This is a genomic window from Aeromonas sp. SCS5 (genome assembly GCF_001887375.1).
GTDB classification, from domain to species: domain Bacteria; phylum Pseudomonadota; class Gammaproteobacteria; order Enterobacterales; family Aeromonadaceae; genus Aeromonas; species Aeromonas jandaei.
Genome location: NZ_LFCS01000007.1, coordinates 312542 through 328727, shown reverse-complemented (window position 1 = coordinate 328727; position 16186 = coordinate 312542). Strand labels below are relative to the sequence as shown.

15 protein-coding genes are annotated in these 16186 nt (G+C 62.2%); 6 read left to right on the top strand and 9 right to left on the bottom strand.

The window, feature by feature from the left end:
* Window positions 1–36: 36 nt before the first annotated feature.
* The 8 genes from BS300_RS11550 to BS300_RS11515 form a co-directional block, all read right to left on the bottom strand.
* Entirely contained in the window at window positions 37–963 is a 927-nt protein-coding gene (locus BS300_RS11550; protein WP_071912877.1) for a L,D-transpeptidase family protein, read from the bottom strand.
* Between the two features lie 186 nt (window positions 964–1149).
* Window positions 1150–2391 carry a mechanosensitive ion channel domain-containing protein gene (locus BS300_RS11545; protein ID WP_071912876.1) on the bottom strand — a complete coding sequence of 414 codons (1242 nt, stop codon included), beginning with the start codon at window positions 2389–2391 and terminating at the stop codon, window positions 1150–1152.
* A 132-nt stretch (window positions 2392–2523) separates the two neighbouring features.
* A complete protein-coding gene (locus BS300_RS11540) occupies window positions 2524–3723 on the bottom strand; it encodes an acetate kinase (RefSeq protein ID WP_033113766.1) in 1200 nt (399 codons plus the stop codon).
* A gap of 221 nt (window positions 3724–3944) precedes the next feature.
* Window positions 3945–4415 carry a YhcH/YjgK/YiaL family protein gene (locus BS300_RS11535; protein WP_071912874.1) on the bottom strand — a complete coding sequence of 157 codons (471 nt, stop codon included), beginning with the start codon at window positions 4413–4415 and terminating at the stop codon, window positions 3945–3947.
* A 306-nt stretch (window positions 4416–4721) separates the two neighbouring features.
* A complete protein-coding gene (locus BS300_RS11530) occupies window positions 4722–5828 on the bottom strand; it encodes a 1-acyl-sn-glycerol-3-phosphate acyltransferase (protein WP_033113764.1) in 1107 nt (368 codons plus the stop codon).
* Window positions 5829–5958: 130 nt separating this feature from the next.
* Window positions 5959–6657 carry an aspartate/glutamate racemase family protein gene (locus tag BS300_RS11525; RefSeq protein WP_071912872.1) on the bottom strand — a complete coding sequence of 233 codons (699 nt, stop codon included), beginning with the start codon at window positions 6655–6657 and terminating at the stop codon, window positions 5959–5961.
* A 126-nt stretch (window positions 6658–6783) separates the two neighbouring features.
* Window positions 6784–7374, bottom strand: coding sequence for a LysE family translocator (locus tag BS300_RS11520; RefSeq protein ID WP_042030532.1), 591 nt, complete (start codon window positions 7372–7374; stop codon window positions 6784–6786).
* A 130-nt stretch (window positions 7375–7504) separates the two neighbouring features.
* The gene (locus BS300_RS11515) at window positions 7505–8101 is read right to left on the bottom strand and encodes a LysE family translocator (protein ID WP_071912871.1); all 597 of its coding nucleotides are present in this window, start codon (window positions 8099–8101) and stop codon (window positions 7505–7507) included.
* Window positions 8102–8221: 120 nt separating this feature from the next.
* On the opposite strand from BS300_RS11515, the gene BS300_RS11510 reads away from it, so the two are divergent.
* The 3 genes from BS300_RS11510 to BS300_RS11500 all read left to right on the top strand — a co-directional run bounded on the left by BS300_RS11510 (window position 8222) and on the right by BS300_RS11500 (window position 11890).
* The gene (locus BS300_RS11510) at window positions 8222–9598 is read left to right on the top strand and encodes a PLP-dependent aminotransferase family protein (RefSeq protein WP_071912869.1); all 1377 of its coding nucleotides are present in this window, start codon (window positions 8222–8224) and stop codon (window positions 9596–9598) included.
* A gap of 39 nt (window positions 9599–9637) precedes the next feature.
* On the top strand, window positions 9638–10099 hold the full coding sequence (locus tag BS300_RS11505; RefSeq protein WP_043849949.1) for a hypothetical protein: 462 nt from the start codon (window positions 9638–9640) through the stop codon (window positions 10097–10099).
* 129 nt (window positions 10100–10228) lie between these two features.
* Window positions 10229–11890: a hypothetical protein gene (locus BS300_RS11500; RefSeq protein ID WP_071912867.1), complete on the top strand. Its 1662-nt coding sequence runs from the start codon at window positions 10229–10231 to the stop codon at window positions 11888–11890.
* Window positions 11891–11991: 101 nt separating this feature from the next.
* On the opposite strand, the gene BS300_RS11495 is transcribed toward BS300_RS11500, so the two are convergent.
* Window positions 11992–12402, bottom strand: a complete 411-nt coding sequence (locus BS300_RS11495; protein ID WP_071912865.1) for a CBS domain-containing protein — start codon at window positions 12400–12402, stop codon at window positions 11992–11994.
* 154 nt (window positions 12403–12556) lie between these two features.
* Between BS300_RS11495 and BS300_RS11490 the strand changes: the two genes are divergently transcribed.
* The 3 genes from BS300_RS11490 to rlmJ are packed head-to-tail and all read left to right on the top strand — an operon-like array spanning window position 12557 to window position 15769.
* Window positions 12557–14467, top strand: coding sequence for an ABC transporter ATP-binding protein (locus tag BS300_RS11490; protein WP_071912863.1), 1911 nt, complete (start codon window positions 12557–12559; stop codon window positions 14465–14467).
* Window positions 14460–14921, top strand: coding sequence for a DUF2390 domain-containing protein (locus BS300_RS11485; RefSeq protein WP_033113755.1), 462 nt, complete (start codon window positions 14460–14462; stop codon window positions 14919–14921). Before BS300_RS11490 ends, BS300_RS11485 begins: the two co-directional genes overlap by 8 nt.
* Window positions 14915–15769 (top strand): 23S rRNA (adenine(2030)-N(6))-methyltransferase RlmJ, encoded by an 855-nt coding sequence (gene rlmJ / locus BS300_RS11480; protein WP_071912860.1) that lies wholly within the window; start codon window positions 14915–14917, stop codon window positions 15767–15769. The genes BS300_RS11485 and rlmJ overlap by 7 nt, the downstream gene beginning before the upstream one ends.
* The last annotated feature ends 417 nt before the right edge of the window (window positions 15770–16186 follow it).

Here is a 16186-nt window from a genome sequence, read left to right as displayed (position 1 = left end):
ACGCTGTTCGCCCTTTCTTGTGGCCGATTACCGGGATTAGCCGTTGATGGCGACCGGCATGCCGCTGCGCTGCTCCAGCGCCTGTTTGACCAGCTGGGAATCGCTGTCGGCGTGGGCAATGAAACGGGTGATGGCCGGACTCATCGGCAGCGGTGCCGGCAGGCTGGAGTTGAACTCCTCCTCGCTGCGCGACAGCGGCTGATGCACTTCCAGATAGCGGCGGCCATCCGGCTCGACAGAGGCCTTGAGCGGCTGGTTGATGAACTGGACGCGAGTGCCTACCGGTACCTTCTTGAACAGGTACTCGATGTCATCGTTGCGCAGACGCACACAGCCGTGGCTCACCCGCAGGCCGATGCCGAACTGGGCGTTGGTACCGTGGATGGCGTACATCTTGCCGATGTAGAGCGCAAACAGCCCCATGGGGTTGTCCGGGCCAGCCGGCCATACCGCAGGCAGGCTCTCGCCACGGGCGGCATATTCGGCATGCATCTTGGCAGTCGGAGTCCAGGTCGGGCCCGCTTTCTTGCGCTGCACGCTGGTCACCCAGTTCTCCGGGGTGTCGGTGCCCAGCTGGCCGATGCCGATGGGCAGCACTTCCACCACCTTCTTGCCTTTGGGGTAGTAGTAGAGGCGCATCTCGGCCACGTTCAGCACGATCCCTTCACGGGGCGCATCCGGCAGGATCAGCTGATGGGGGATCACCAGCTTCTCGCCGGTCTGCACCAGCAGGGGGTCAGCCTTGGGGTTGGCTTCGATCATGTTGGTCAGCCCCAGCTGGAATTTTGCGGCAATGGCCTCCAGCGGCTGGCCGTTCTCTTCGGCCGGGACCACGTATTCCAGATTTTCCCCCACCAGACGGCTGTTGGCCGCAGGCAGAGCATATTCAACAGCGAAAACCGGCGCAGCGGTCAGCAGCAGGCTGTAGCAGAGTGTTGCCACACTATTGCGAAGGAGCTTCATAACTTTCCCATGATAATGACTGAGTTGACATCTCTGGGCTGACAGCTGATCAGACGAGGATCAGGGGCGCGAAGAGAAGGCCGCCATTTTTCTCTTCTGCAAAGCAAATTTCAACTGACAAGTAGCGGCGGGTCGACGATTAATATCGCTTTTTGTATCCGCCGCCAGCCCCTGTCGGTCGCCCGCTTACCCCTTCTGCCAGGAGCGCATATCGTATCCAGTGGGAGATTGGTGCAACCGCAGATGAAATTGCTCGATGATGGCGAAAATGTGGTCGAAAATATCGGCCTGGATCCCTTCGTACTCGGCCCACGCCGTCGTCGCGGTAAAGCAGTAGATCTCCAGCGGCAAGCCGTCAGAGGTCGGCGCCAGCTGACGCACCATCAGAGTCATGTCCTTGCGAATGCCGGGATGGGCGCGCAGATAGGCATCCAGATAGGCGCGCAGGGTACCGAGGTTGGTGAGGTGACGACCGTTGATGGGGCAGCTCAAGGCATCGCTCAGCTGCTGGTTGTAACTGCTCAGCTCCTGCTCCTTGCGGGTGAGATAGGGTGCCAGCAACTGGGCCTGCTTGAGCTGCAACTGCTCGTCGGCCGTCATGAAGCGCACGCTGGTCATGTCGATATTGATGCTGCGCTTGATGCGCCGCCCGCCCGATTCGGTCATCCCCTGCCAATTTTTGAAAGAGTCGGAGATGAGGGCATAGGTGGGAATGGTGGTGACCGTCTTGTCCCAGTTCGACACCTTGACCGTGGTAAGGCCGATATCGGTCACCTCACCATCGGCGCCATATTTGTCCATCTGCAGCCAGTCGCCAACGTTCAGCATCCGGTTGGCAGAGAGCTGGATCCCCGCCACCAGCCCGAGGATGGGATCCTTGAACACCAGCATCAGCACCGCGGTCATGGCGCCCAGACCGCTGAACAGGAACAGCGGTGACTTGCCAAGCAGCAGGGCGATCATCAGGATGCCGACCAGAATGCTGCCCACCAGTTTGGCCCCCTGGAAGATGCCGCGCAAAGGCAGATCCCGCCACAGCCGGATGTTGCGGCTCACCGCCAGCACGCAGTCGAGCAGGGTAAAGAAGGAGAGCAGCAGGAAGAAGAGGATCCAGAGCTGGGCCGACATCTCGATAAGCTTCAGGCTATCGGAATTGCGCGGCAGCCAGATCTCGGCCTGACCGAGCAGCACGGCCCCCTGAAAGACGAAAGCCAGCCGGTAGAAGAGGCGCTGTTGCAACTGGGGTGGCAGCCACACCTGCTTGGCCCTGCCGAGAATGCCCACCAGCCGCACCAGCAGAAAGCGGTGCAACATCATGTGCAGCAGCAGCGAGGTGACGAGGATGAAAGCGAGCGCAATCACCAGCCCCATCATGCCGGTCACCTCAACCCCAAGCTCCGACAGCCAGTTAAAAAACGTCTCTTTCATTCCTCTCCCCCAATGCTGCAATGCCAAAACGTGGCCGTCAGGGTAACGCCCCGAGCGTCCAAGTCAAATAACGGGTCGCCACAAACGACAACGCCCGGCAAAAGCCGGGCGTTGTGATGAGACCGATTGGCGTTAGCCGACCAGACCCAGGGCATCGCGGGCGATGACCAGCTCTTCGTTGGTCGGGATCACCATGGCGCAACGGCTGTCGGCGGTAGTGATGCGGCCTTCGCCACCCAGTACGGCAGCATTGTTCGCCTCTTTGTCCACCTTGAAGCCGAACAGGGCCAGACGCGCCAGCACCATCTCGCGCACCATGGCGGCGTTCTCACCGATACCACCGGTGAAGACCACGGCGTCCAGACGACCGTCCATCGCAGCGGCGTAGGCGCCGACATACTTGGCCACGCGGTAGGTGAATACATCCAGCGCACGCTTGGCACCGGCGTCGGTGGCGTAGTTGGTGGTGACATAGCGGCAATCGCTGCTCGCTTCGGTCATCCCCAGCAGACCGGACTCACGGGTCAGGGTGTGGTTGATCTGCTCCACGCTGTAACCAAGCTGGTCGTGCATGAAGAAGACCACAGCCGGATCGATGTCGCCACAACGGGTGCCCATCGCCAGACCTTCCAGCGGAGTCAGCCCCATGGAGGTGTCAACAGACTCGCCGTTCTTGATGGCGCAAACGGATGCACCGTTGCCCAGGTGGCAGTTGATGATGTTCAGTTCGTTCAGCGGCTTGCCCAGCTCTTTGGCAGCCTCTTCCGCGATGTAGCGGTGGGAGGTGCCGTGCGCGCCGTAACGACGGATGCCGTGCTCACTGTAGAGCTTGTAAGGCAGCGCGTAGAGGTAGGCCTCCTGCGGCAGGGTCTGGTGGAACGCGGTGTCGAACACGGCCACGTTCTTGTCAGCCAGTTGCGGGAACACCTTGAGCGCAGCACGGATACCGATGAGGTGAGCCGGGTTGTGCAGCGGGGCGAACGGGATAGCGGCTTCGATGCCGGCGATCACGCTGTCATCGATGCGAACGGAACGGGAGAACTGCTCGCCACCGTGTACGATACGATGGCCGATGGCCACCAGCTGACCGGCCAGAGACGGATCCTGCGGCAGGATGTGGCCCACGATGTGGTCGAGCGCTTCCTGGTGAGCGGCACCCGCTCCCAGCATGGCTTCGCCCTTGACCCCGTGGAGTTTCCATTTGATACGTGCATCATCCAGATTGAAGCATTCGGCCAGGCCGGACAGCATGTCCTCACCTGTTTCGGCGTCCATTACGGCAAATTTCAGGGAAGAGCTACCGCAGTTAAGGATCAGTACCAACTTGCTCATTTTCTACATCTTCCTGTGCTTCGGCTTTATGCCGACAGTGTCGTGTCATCCAAAAGAGGATGGGATTCCCCTGCCGGGGGCTTATGGTCGCAGGAGGGTGCGTCCAATTTTTCAATTCTTGCTCTTGAAAGAGTCATCGCAACTTGTGGTGCGCATCACTCCTCTCAATGCTTGCGAGTCTCGACGCATCAGCTGCGCAGGGCTCGCGTCAATGGGGATGCTCAGGCGATGGCCAGCAGATCCCGGTGTACCTTGACCACCAGCTTTTTCACTTTGGCGGGCTGGTTGCGCGTACAGAGCGGGCGATGCAGTTCGCCCGGCCAGAAGATGGCGAAATCGCCAGGTTGCAGCGCCAGATAGGTAGTCTGCTCGTCATCGACAAACCAGAGGTCGGGATGGGGATGGTCAGCACCTTCATCCGCATACTCATGGGGCCCGACACCGATCCACTCTTCGCCTGCCAGCAGCAACTGGATATCGAGATAGTCGCGGTGGAACTCGCCACGGCGATCCGCAGCCGGCTCGGTCATCTCCTCGCTCACCAGACAGAACAGCTTGAGGCCGTCAATCTCGCTCTTGCCAAGGGGCGCCTCGCGCCAGAGGGCAACGCTTTTGACCACCTCGACCATGATGCGATCCAGCGGGGCAGGCAGCGGCGTACGCTGCAACGTGTTCAGGCTACCGGTGATCATGGTGCGAGCATCTTCCTGTTAGGTATATCTGCGCGGTATCTTTGCCGCCCAATGAAAAAGGACCTGTTACAGGTCCTTCGATAATGCCCCCGGCGATCCGTGCAGAGGGATTAGAGCTAATGCTCACATTCAGCATATTGGGGCACTGTTACACACTCATCCGGTGGTTGCCAAGAGCGTGCACCCCATTTTTCGGGTGATCGTACCAGCTGAAACCATATTATTCACCACCCTTTTGCCGGCGACTTTGACCAGACGCAAAAACGGGAGCATCTGCTCCCGTTTTTTTCACGCAACCGGTTTCATTCAAGCCTTTCCGGCGTTTTCCACCGGTTTGGCATACATGGCACGCCAGATTGCCTTGTGCTCTTCCGGCACCTCTGACTGACGGGTCAGGAAGGCCGCCTGCTCGATGGTGTTGGCCTTGCCAGAGACATCGGCCGCCAGATAGTTGCTCGGGAAGAGGCGATAGCTGCTCCAGATCGCCTTGTCGATCAGGGCCGCCAGCTCGTCCGGATCGCTGAAGCCCTCGGTAATCGGCGCGCCGAAGGCAACGTGTACCCGCCCCTTCATGCCGACGATGCCGGCAACGATGCTCTCGATATCCTCGAACTCGCCCTTCTCGTAGCTGCCGTTGACCGACTTCTCGTAGAGCTCGCGCGCCTTCGCCTTGTCGGTGGGGTCCAACTCGTAGCTGATGCTGACCGGCACGATATTGAGGCTGCGCATGTAGTCGACGAAGTCGATCTTCTGCTTCTTGCCGTCGACGTAGAACATCTTGAGGATGGCCGGATCGGTCTTGTCATCGCCATTCTTGGCGCGCCCTTCCTTCTGGGCGATCCAGATGGAGTGGCCTTCGTGCACCGACTGGCCGATGTAGGCGGAGAGCTCGCCGAGCGCCTTCATCATCTCCCGCGGCCCCTTGGCGGAGCGCTTGACGATAAAGCTCTTGTTGAGCTTCATCAGCTCGGTGGCGCAGGGTTTGCGCAGCAGGTTGTCGCCGATGGCGATGCGGACCGTGTCAAAACCGTGGGTATAGAGACCCCAGTTGACGAAAGCCGGATCCATGGCGATGTCCCTGTGGTTGGAGACGAACAGGTAGCCCTGCTCCTTCTTCAGATGCTCGATCCCGGAGAAGGTCACCCCCTTGGTGGAGGTAGCGATCATCCGGGACATATAGTTGGTCACCCCGACCTGCACCTGATGCACTGTGGTCACTTTTGACCACTTGTAGCGCAGCACCTGGCGGATCAGCGGGCGAATCGCCCAGCCCAGCCAGCTCATCAGGGAGCCAAAACGGTATTTGGCGATGGCACCGATAAATTCATCATCCTGGATCAGCCGTTCGATGGCCGCCGGCACTTCTTCATCGCGGTAAGGGCGAATGTCCGCGAATCTGTCAACTTCAGTCACAATGTCAGCCTTGCATGCTAGGAAACCGCAGCCAACCCGCGTTGGCCGGGGAAAATTCAGGGCGCAATTTTACACGCTTTTATGGCAAGGGGTATGAGACAAGCATGAATAGTGAGATCTGACCAGTTAATTAATCGGATGTCAGGGCCAGGGTGACGGCAGCCTCGGCATGAATGGCGGTGGTGTCGTAGAGCGGCACGGCCGCCTGCGCCTCCCCCACCAGCAGGGCAATCTCGGTGCAACCGAGGATCACCGCCTCGGCGCCGGCAACGGCCAGCCCAGCGATAATGGACAGATACTCGGCGCGCGACGCGTCGCGGATCTCGCCCAGACAGAGCTCGTCATAGATGATGCGATGGACCCGCTCCCGCTCTGCCTCGGCTGGCACCAGCACCTCCAGCCCGAAGTGCGTCTGCAGCCGTCCCTTGTAGAAATCCTGCTCCATGGTAAAGCGGGTGCCGAGCAGGCCGACCCGTTTTATCCCGTCCGCTTGCAGGCGGCGCGCGGTGGCATCGGCGATATGGAGCAGCGGGATATCGATGGCGGCCTCGATCTCGGGCGCCACCTTGTGCATGGTGTTGGTGCCGATCAGCAAGAAATCGGCACCGCCATCCTGCAGTTTGCGCGCTTCGGCCGCCAGCAGGCGGGCAGTGGCGGGCCAGTCACCGGCATGCTGCAGCCGCTCTATCTCGGCAAAGTCGACGCTATTGAGCAGCACCCGCGCCGAGTGCAAGCCACCGAGCTTGGTCCGCACCCCGCGGTTGAGCGCCTGATAGTAGCTGACAGTGGACTCCCAGCTCATGCCACCCAGCAGACCGATACATTTCATAACATCTCCTTTCATCCCAAGGTAAGGCTGTGCCACGCCACCTTGCAGGCAAGGTCACGCGAGCGAGATAAAAAAGGCCCCGCAGGGCCAACAAGACAGCCGGTAAAGGCCCGGGTCAACCCCGGGCTAAATCCAGATCATCAGCACGCAGGCCGCCGTAGCGATCCCCATGCCGAGGTTAAAACGGCGCCAGCCCCGGGCGGTGCGGATAAGACGGCGCACCTGAGCGCCGAACAGTACCCAGAAAGCACCGGTATAGAGGCCGGTCACAAAGAAGATGGCGAGCACCCAGATGGCGGATGGCCAGTAGGCCTCTCCCGCCAGGGTGAAACCGCTGATGGCGGAGAGCGCCATCATCCACGCCTTGGGGTTGAGCAGTTGCAGCATGGCCCCCTGATGGGCGGGAATAAGCGGCCGATTGCCTTCTGCCGGGCCGCTGGCGGTCGCCACCTTCCACGCCAGCCAGAGCAGGTAGGCCGAGCCGATCAGCTTGAGCCCGTCGTGCAGCAGCGGCACCTTGTCAAATATCACCCCGAGCCCCAGCGCCATGGCGAGGATCATCAGGTTTATCCCCCCGACCACCCCCACCAGCAGCGGCAGCGTGCGGCGAAATCCCTGCGCCGCCCCGGCGCTGGTGAGCAGCATATTGTTTGGCCCCGGCGTACCGCAGGTGACCAGTGCAAACCCCGCGAGGGGCAGTACCCAGTTCAGATCCATCTCAACCTCGTTCAGACCACATATCGGACTCTCTGCCAGACAATCCGCCAGACAATCTGCCAGATAAAGCAGCCCACCAATATGCAGAAGCGGCAGCTCGACCACAAGGAGAAAGCGGGTGGGAAAAGCCTCAATACCAGAGCATCACCACGCAGAGGGCAGTGAGCAGACCGAGGGAGCCGTTGAGCCGGCGCCAGCCCCGATCCGTGCTGATCCAGTTGCTCAGCTGATGGCCAAAGAGCACCCAGACAAAGCAGGTGGGCAGAGCCACCAGTGCGAACATGATCATCACCGCCAGCTGGCTGGGCCAGTAACCGGCACCGGTCAGACTGAACAGACTGATGGCGGAGATCCCCATCATCCACGCCTTGGGGTTGAGAAACTGGAAACCCAACCCCTCCAGGAGGGTCAGCGGCCGGGCGCGCCGGGCCGGATCGCTCGGAGCGCCCGCCACCGCGATGCGCCAGGCCAGCCAAAGCAGATAGAGGCTGCCGAAGATCTGCAAGCCGAGGCGCAGCAAGGGCCAGCGCTCGAACAGCGGATAGAGCCCCAGCGCCAGCACCAGTTGCAGCACAGGTTGCCCCAGCGCTACGCCAAACAAGTGTGGCAGGGTGCGCCGCACGCCGAAGTTGGCACCGGAGGCCGTCAGCATCAAATTGTTGGGGCCGGGCGTGCCGCAGGTGAGCACGGCGAAGCCAAACAGGGTGGCATACCATTCGAACGTCATGAGCGACTCCTCATCTTGATAGGTTGATTGTATCGATACAATCAACCCTCAATGGTTGTTATCAGGTTGAAATTCACGCTATATTGCCCTCAAGTTTCGATCAATGGATTTATTGTCACCATGACAATCTGGACGCCGGATCTCTCCCCCTTCGATGGCCCCCTCTACCTCAGACTGGCCAGCGCCATCGAGCAGGCCATTGTGGATGGCTCGCTGCCCGCCCAAACCCGTCTGCCGACCCACAGGGCGCTGGCGGACAAGCTGGGGGTCACTGTGGGTACCGTCACCCGCGCCTACAGCGAAGCGGAGCGGCGCGGGCTGGTCGCCGCCCGGGTCGGCCACGGCACCTGGGTTAAGGGAGCGAGCACGGATCCCGCCAATCAGTGGGTGATCCGCACCGAGGAGGGGCCGCGCATCGAGTTGTGGCAAAACCTGCCGGTGCAGCTCGATCGGGCCGCCTTAATCCGCCCGCTGCTGGAAAACCTGAGTCAGGGGGATCTCAACCTGCTGCTTGGTTATGGCAAGGAGGCAGGCCAGCCGGATCAGCGCCAGCGCTTTATCGAGTGGCTGACAAGGCAGGGTATTGCAGCGCAAGAGGAGCGGCTGCTGTTCAGCCACGGCGCCCAGCACGGCATCATGCTGGCCATGCTGGCGACCGGCTGTGTCGGCGAGAGTCTGATGTGCGAGGGGCTCAGCTATCCCGGCATGCTGGGCAATGCCCGCCAGCTGAAGAATCAGGTCATCGGGCTTGCCATGGATGAGGAGGGGCTGCTGCCCGATGCGCTGGAGGCGGCCTGCCGCAGTCGGCGTGCCAGAGTGCTCTACCTCACCCCTACCCTGCAAAACCCCACCACCGCCATCATGTCGCTGGCACGGCGCGAGGCCATCGTCGCCGTTGCCCGCCGGCACGATCTGCTGATCATCGAGGATGACGTCAACGGCCTGCTGCCGGAGCCCCATCAGGTGCCGCTGGTCAATCTGGCGCCGGAGCGGGTCATCTATCTCGGCAGTCTGGCCAAAATCGCCTGCGGCGGCATGCGGGTCGGCTTCGTGCTGGCGCCTGACCACCTCAAGCAGGCCTTCGCTCAGGCGATGCGCCTCTCCAGCTGGATGGTGAGCCCCCTACTGGTCGAGCTGGCCTGCCAGCTGGTGAGCCAGCCGGGGATCGACCAGCTGATCCGCGAGCAGCGGCAGACTCTGGCACGTCGTGGCGAGCTGCTGCTCCACCTGCTGCCCGGCGCCCGCTGGCAGCCGGGCAGCATGCACGCCTGGTTGCCACTGCCCGAGCCGTGGCGCAGTCAGGAGTTCGCCGCCGCAGCCGATGCCCTTGACGTCGGGGTGGCAAGCGGGGAACACTTCGCCGCCGGCCAGTTTGCCGCCCCGCAGGGGGTACGCCTGAGCCTGAGCCAGCCCGCTACCGATGCCCGTGTGGCCGAAGGGCTGGAGCGGCTGGCCCAGCTGCTGCGGGGCACGCCCCCCAGCAATCCCCTGCTATAGTCTGCCCTGCCAACCACAATGACCCGTCAAGGAGATGCCATGCCCCGCTTCAGAGCCACCCTGCTCGCCTCAACCCTGCTGCTGGGCGGGTGCGCCTCGCCAGCCCATCAACAGCTGGGGGTGGTCATCACGGGTCTGGAGGGGGAGCTGCAACGGCTGGAGGAGGAGCTGGCAGCCATGAACGGCCTCAACTATCAGAAGGCGATCGACGCGCCGCTCAGCTTGCGCCGCTATCTGAAGGCGCCATCCCCCACGCCGGAGGGACTGGTGCCGCTTCGCAGCCAGCTGCAGGATGGGCCGCAGCTCAGCTATGACTACCGGTTGCCGGCGGGGATGAGCACCCTGCCGCTGGATAATCCCTGTCAGCGCTACGAATTCGAGCTGCGCCACCTTGGCCACCTCGGGCAGCTCGAACTAAGCTGGCAAGGTGCCGGGGGAGAGGGGGAACGCATGATCAGGCAGACCGAGTGCAGCTTCCCGGCCAAGACAAGCGAGATGTGATAACTGCTCATCATGCCCCATCCCGCACTCTGCTGACTACTGTCAACTTTTCATCCGCCCAAAACTGGGCCTATCTGTCCCTTGGCTCTACCATGATCCATTCAAGGATTGGTAAAAAGGGAGTGTTGTATGGCGATATTGCTGCTTGATGAGGATCCTCTGCTGCGCAGCGCCATCATCCGGCAACTGACCGAACAGGGTGTACTGGCTGAACATATTCACTACCACAGCCACCCGGAACATGGGCACAACGGCCTGTTTGCCCTGCTCCAGCAACAACCTTTTGATGCCATCATCTGCCAGCAGGACAAGCAGCAGGGGCTTGAAGGGGCCCGCCTGCTCCACGAGGCGCACTACCTCGGCCTGCTGCAACCCGGTTGCGTCCTGCTGCTGCTCGATGCCGACGCCAGCGAGCAGGAGTTTCTCCCCTCGGATCTCTACTTCTCCCTCTATCTGCCGCTCCCCTTTATGACCGGTCAGCTCGACGAGGTGCTGCGCCAGCTGGTACATCTAAGCTCACTCACCCCCTCCCTCAGCGCCCCCATCGCCCTGCGGGAGTGGCAGATAGCTACCGCCACCTGTGAAGACCTGCTGTTCCAGCCGGAACATCGGGAGCTCAACCCCTGGCTGGATCGACTCAAGGGGTATCTGCTGCTGCAATCCGCCGATCAGATGGCCGCCGCCCAGCACTACGCCCTCTGCGCCAACGAATACCGCTCCGGCTGGCCCCGAGCCGGTCTCTTCTACGGCCTGCTCGGGCTGGGCAAACTGCAGAGCGCGCTCACCGATCTGCAGCGCCATCAGGATACCTTGCCGCTGGCCACCAAGCGGGAGCTGACGCTGGCCAGCCAGCTCCATCAACATCAGTGGCAAACCGCCTGGGGCACGCTGCAGGAGCTGCAAAAAATCCGCCCCCACCAGCCACGCTGGCACCAGCTGGCCATGCTGCTGGGATTGATCTTGCAGGATGAGGATAAGGTGCTGGAGCAGGTCCACAGCCTCAACCTGCGCTATTTCGGTGAGCTGCATCCCCGCCAGTCGCTGGAGAGCTTCATGCTGAGCGCGGCGCTGGCGGTGCTGTGGCAGAGTCCCTCCGCCAACCGGATCCGCTCCCTGCTGCAGGAGTGGGTTCACCTCAAGCGCACCGTGACCCTGCAGGCGCACGAGTACGAGCTGCTGCAGGCGCTGAAACTGGGGCTGGAGTACCGCTTCGACGAGGCGTTGATCCTCATCTCGCACCATCAGCCGGATCAGGCAAACACCAGTCATGTCACCCTGCTGCTCGGCTTTGCCGTCAGCCAGTTCTGCGGGCTGCCGCACCATGCGAGCCGCTACCTGACCCAGCTATCCGAATATCGCATCCGGGTCGCCCCCCATCCCCTCACCCGCCAGCTCTTTCGCCATCTGGTGAGCGAACTGGGAGTGCGCCTGACGGCCCGCGAGCAGCGCCTGACCGAGCTGCGCCAGACCCGCCACCGGGCGATGCACCTTGGCGACCACCAGCTGGCGCTGCAGGCGGGATTGCAACTGCAGGAGGAGTTTCCCGCCCTGCCCGGTGATGCCTGGCAACTGCTGGAGCTGCTGCAACACAGCTGGCCCGCCGGCATGGCGGCGCCCAAGGTGGCGCTGGTGGTGGATCGGCTGGAGCGGCGCCTGCGCCATAGCCCCGCCTTTCTGGAGCAGCACGGGGAGCAGTATCGCCAGACCCTGAACGAAATCCGCAGCCACCTGCAACCCAAGCTCTCCGGCAGCATGCCTGCGAGCAATGCCGGCAAGCCGCCGGCGTCATAAAGCCCAAGCGACCAGTTAGCCTCAATGCGAGAGGGGAGCCATGGCTCCCCTCTCTTATTCCGGTTATCACTTCCCGTTCGGCCCCGGGCGGCCGGGGCGATTCAGAGCCCGTCCGGTGTCAGCGCAACCCGCAGAAAATCCTTCCAGCTGATGATGCCGACCAGAGCCCCGTTTTCCAGCACCGGCAGGCAAGAGACATTCTTATCCAGCATCAGCTGCACGCCTTCGCGCACGGTGAGCTGGGGGGCGATGGTGACGGGGTGGCGGCTCATGATCTGGTGTGCCCGCTTGGTGAGGGTTTCGGTATCGCGAGTCATCTCGGCCTCGGAGTCGAGGTAGGGGCTGATGGCGCGAAACAGGTCGCGGTCGGAGATGACCCCCACCAGCTCCCCCTCCTCCAGCACCAGCAGATGGCGAAAGTGGGCCTGCTCGAAGATATCCTTGATGACGCTGAGCCGATCATCCATCGACACGGTGGCGACCCGGGTCGTCATAATATCCCTGATAAGCATGCTAACCTCCCGTAACCAAACTGGTTTCTCTGTTATGGCATGTTTTTGTCATAGCAGCCATAGCGAGCCGCGCGCCAAAGTGCAAATCTGCGCCTTTTCACGTAAGATCCGCGCCAGTTTTTCTCCTCCATTTTTGAGCAAGCAGATCCCACCCATGATAGTTGCCAGTCAAATCGAACTGATCCGCGGCGGCCGCAAGCTGCTGGACAACGCCTCCGCCACCATTCACCCGGGCCACAAGGTGGGTCTGGTGGGCAAAAACGGCTGTGGCAAGTCCACCTTTTTTGCACTGGTACGGGGGGAGCTGGCCATCGACAGCGGCAGCTTCAGCCTGCCCGCCGGCTGGCAGATTGCGGGCGTGGCGCAGGAGACCCCCGCGCTCGATTGCTCTGCCCTCGACTACGTGATCGACGGCGACAAGGTGTTCCGCGCGCTGGAGGCCGAGCTCGCCCAGGCCGAGCAGGATGACAACGGCCTGCTGGTGGCCGAGCTGCACAGCAAGCTCGACACCATCGGCGCCTACAGCATCCGCGCCCGCGCCGCCGAACTGCTGCACGGCCTGGGCTTTGCCGACGAGCAACTCAGCTCGCCGGTGCGCAGCTTCTCCGGTGGCTGGCGCATGCGCCTCAACCTCGCTCAGGCGCTGCTCTGCCGCTCCGACCTGCTGCTGCTCGATGAACCGACCAACCACCTGGATCTCGACGCCGTCATCTGGCTGGAGAAGTGGCTCAAGGGCTATCAGGGCACGCTGGTGCTGATCTCTCACGACCGCGATTTCCTCGACTCGGTCATCAGCCGCATCATCCATATCGAGAACGGCAAGCTCAACGAATACACCGGCGGCTACTCCGACTTCGAACTGCAGCGCGCCGAACATCTGGCCCAGCAGCAGTCGATGTACGAGAAGCAGCAGCGCGAGATGGCCCACATGCAATCCTATGTGGACCGCTTCCGCTACAAGGCCTCCAAGGCCCGTCAGGCCCAGAGCCGCCTGAAAGCGATGGAGCGGATGGAGAAGATCCTGCCCGCCCACGCCGACTCCGAGTTCAGCTTCGAGTTTCGCGAGCCCTCGGCCCTGCCGACCCCGCTCATCGCCATGGAGAACCTCTCCGCCGGTTACGGCGACAAGGTGATCCTCGAGAAGATCAAACTCAATCTGGTACCGGGTTCGCGCATCGGTCTGCTCGGTCGCAACGGCGCCGGTAAATCGACCTTTATCAAGATGCTGGCCGGCTCCAACCCGCCGCTCTCCGGCAAGCTGGAAGTGAGCGCCGGGGTGAGCATCGGCTATTTTGCCCAGCATCAGCTGGAGACCCTGCGCCTCGACGACACCCCGCTCGATCATCTGGTGCGCCTCGCGCCGGACAAGACCGAGCAGGAGCTGCGCAACTATCTGGGCAGCTTTGGCTTCCACGGTGACAAGGCGCTCGACAAGGTGGCCCCCTTCTCCGGCGGTGAAAAGGCGCGGCTGGTGCTGGCGCTGATCACCTGGCAAAAGCCGAACCTCTTGCTGCTCGATGAACCGACCAACCACCTGGATCTGGAGATGCGCCACGCCCTGACCATGGCGCTGCAAGGCTTCGAAGGGGCCATGGTGGTGGTATCACACGATCGCCACCTGCTGCGCACCACCACCGACGACTTCTATCTGGTACACGGTGGCCGAGTCGAGCCGTTCGACGGCGATCTCGACGACTATCACAAGTGGCTCGGCGAGCAGGAGAAAGAGGCCAACGCCAAACCGGCCGATGGCCCCGTCTCCGCCAACTCGGCGGTGGCGCGCAAGGATCAGAAGCGGCGCGAGGCGGAGTTCCGCCAGCAAACCCGTCCGCTGCGCCAGAAGCTCGAAAAGCTCGAAGCGAGCATGGAGAAGCTGCAGGGCAAGCTGGCCGACATCGAGAGCCAGCTGGCCGATCCGGCCATCTACGAAGAGAGTGCCAAGCAGAAGCTCTCCGAGCTGCTCAAGTCCCAGGGCCCCATCAAGGAGGAGCTGGAGAACGTCGAGATGGAGTGGATGAGCCTCTCCGAAGAGCTGGAAACCATGGAGCAGGAATTCCTTGCGTGACGAAATGCTGATGGCCCCGGAGCGGGTCGCTGCCGATGAACTCCCCTCCCCGCGCGGCTTCTGGCAGTGGAGCGGCGAGGTGTACGGCGCCCGCAGTCATGACTGGCTCACCGTGCAGGAGCTGGGGGGCAACGTCAATCTGGCCCTGCTGCTGCATCGCCTCGACGAGCTCGGGATCCCGGTCGACCTGCTCGACCTGCAGCCCGCCCTGCTGCAAACCGAAGCCGTGCTGACCCCCTGGCGCGCCCTGCGCAAAAACGCCAAGGGGCGGCTCGGCGAATCCGAATATCAGGCCATGCTGGCCCACGAGCTGGAGCTGGAGCGGCTCCAGCAGGGGGTGCTGCTGCAAACCCTGCGCAGCCTCACCCTGGTGCGCGGCAAGAGCCAGAATCTGTTGAACTATCTATCGCTACTGGGGGCCACGCAGGGCCCCCTCAGAGACCTAATATGCTGAGTTATCGCCACGCCTTTCACGCCGGCAACCACGCCGACGTGCTGAAACATACCGTTCAGGCCCTGATCATCGAGTCCCTCAAGAAGAAGGAGAAACCCTTCATCGTGCTGGACACCCATGCCGGCGGCGGTCTCTACGACCTGCGCGGCGAGTGGTCGCAGAAGAAGGCGGAGTATGCCGACGGCATCGGCCGGCTGTGGGACGAGCGCGGCCAGTGGCCCGCCATGGCCCCCTATTTCGCCGTTATCGACGAGATGAATGTCGATGGCCAGCTCCACTACTACCCCGGCTCACCGGAGCTCTCCCGCCGCCTCACCCGCGAGCAGGACAAGCTGGCGCTGATGGAGCTGCACAACAACGAAGTGGAAGATCTGCGCGCCAACATGGGTTACGACCCGCGCGTTGCCGTTCACCATAGGGACGGCTTCGAGGGGCTGGTCGCCTTGCTGCCGCCCACCCCGCGCCGCGGGCTGGTGCTGATCGACCCGCCCTATGAGCTCAAAGAAGATTACTTCGCCGTGGTCGATACCCTGAAAAAAGCGCAGAAGCGCTGGGCCACCGGCATCTACGCCCTCTGGTACCCCATTCTGGGGGAAGAGGCGGACAAATCCCGCGACATGCTGCGCGCCATCAAGCGCGAGAACTTCGGTAACGTGCTGGTCGCCGAGCTGGAAGTGGCCGGTCAGACCAAGGATTGGGGCATGAACGGCTCGGGGATGCTGATCATCAGCCCGCCCTGGATGCTGGACGAGCAGATTGAAGCCTTCCTCAAACCGCTGTGTGCCAAGCTGGCGCAGGGCGCCGGCGCCCAATACAAGGTCGAGTGGCTCAACAAGGTCGAAGAGTAAGCCCGCACCAGCCCGCTCCGGCGCCCGGACAAGGCGCCAGCGAGCCGGTCAACCCAGCCGTTCACAGTGGCTATGCCGCCAAAGAGAAGCCCCGTTCAGGGGCTTCTTGTTTTTTACCCGTCACTGCTTTTACCCACCGACACTTTTCCCCACTAACTGTTTTCCTCACCAATGGCCACGCGCCCCACCTGCGCACCAGACCAGCTGTTATTGACTAATTACTTGATCTGGCTCAGGAATTCCCCGCATCACCCTTTCCCTTGGCCAATAGGCCGGTACTATAGCCAATTGGCAACACGAGCCTCGTCGGAGTCACCCCATGAGCCATGCCAGCCACACCCCGTTGGTTAAAAGCAGCAGACTGGAGGCTGTAATTCAGGGGCGGTAGCCATGCCGGATGGAATGGATAAGCGAACG

Excerpts from the sequence above, each read along its gene's own strand:
- BS300_RS11510 (WP_071912869.1), top strand. The coding sequence starts at position 8,222 with ATGACAATCTGGACGCCGGATCTCTCCCCCTTCGATGGCCCCCTCTAC.
- rlmJ (WP_071912860.1), top strand. The coding sequence starts at position 14,915 with ATGCTGAGTTATCGCCACGCCTTTCACGCCGGCAACCACGCCGACGTG.
- BS300_RS11550 (WP_071912877.1), bottom strand. The coding sequence starts at position 963 with ATGAAGCTCCTTCGCAATAGTGTGGCAACACTCTGCTACAGCCTGCTG.
- BS300_RS11515 (WP_071912871.1), bottom strand. The coding sequence starts at position 8,101 with ATGACGTTCGAATGGTATGCCACCCTGTTTGGCTTCGCCGTGCTCACC.
- BS300_RS11505 (WP_043849949.1), top strand. The coding sequence starts at position 9,638 with ATGCCCCGCTTCAGAGCCACCCTGCTCGCCTCAACCCTGCTGCTGGGC.
- BS300_RS11535 (WP_071912874.1), bottom strand. The coding sequence starts at position 4,415 with ATGATCACCGGTAGCCTGAACACGTTGCAGCGTACGCCGCTGCCTGCC.
- BS300_RS11495 (WP_071912865.1), bottom strand. The coding sequence starts at position 12,402 with ATGCTTATCAGGGATATTATGACGACCCGGGTCGCCACCGTGTCGATG.
- BS300_RS11490 (WP_071912863.1), top strand. The coding sequence starts at position 12,557 with ATGATAGTTGCCAGTCAAATCGAACTGATCCGCGGCGGCCGCAAGCTG.
- BS300_RS11500 (WP_071912867.1), top strand. The coding sequence starts at position 10,229 with ATGGCGATATTGCTGCTTGATGAGGATCCTCTGCTGCGCAGCGCCATC.
- BS300_RS11545 (WP_071912876.1), bottom strand. The coding sequence starts at position 2,391 with ATGAAAGAGACGTTTTTTAACTGGCTGTCGGAGCTTGGGGTTGAGGTG.
- BS300_RS11525 (WP_071912872.1), bottom strand. The coding sequence starts at position 6,657 with ATGAAATGTATCGGTCTGCTGGGTGGCATGAGCTGGGAGTCCACTGTC.
- BS300_RS11540 (WP_033113766.1), bottom strand. The coding sequence starts at position 3,723 with ATGAGCAAGTTGGTACTGATCCTTAACTGCGGTAGCTCTTCCCTGAAA.
- BS300_RS11520 (WP_042030532.1), bottom strand. The coding sequence starts at position 7,374 with ATGGATCTGAACTGGGTACTGCCCCTCGCGGGGTTTGCACTGGTCACC.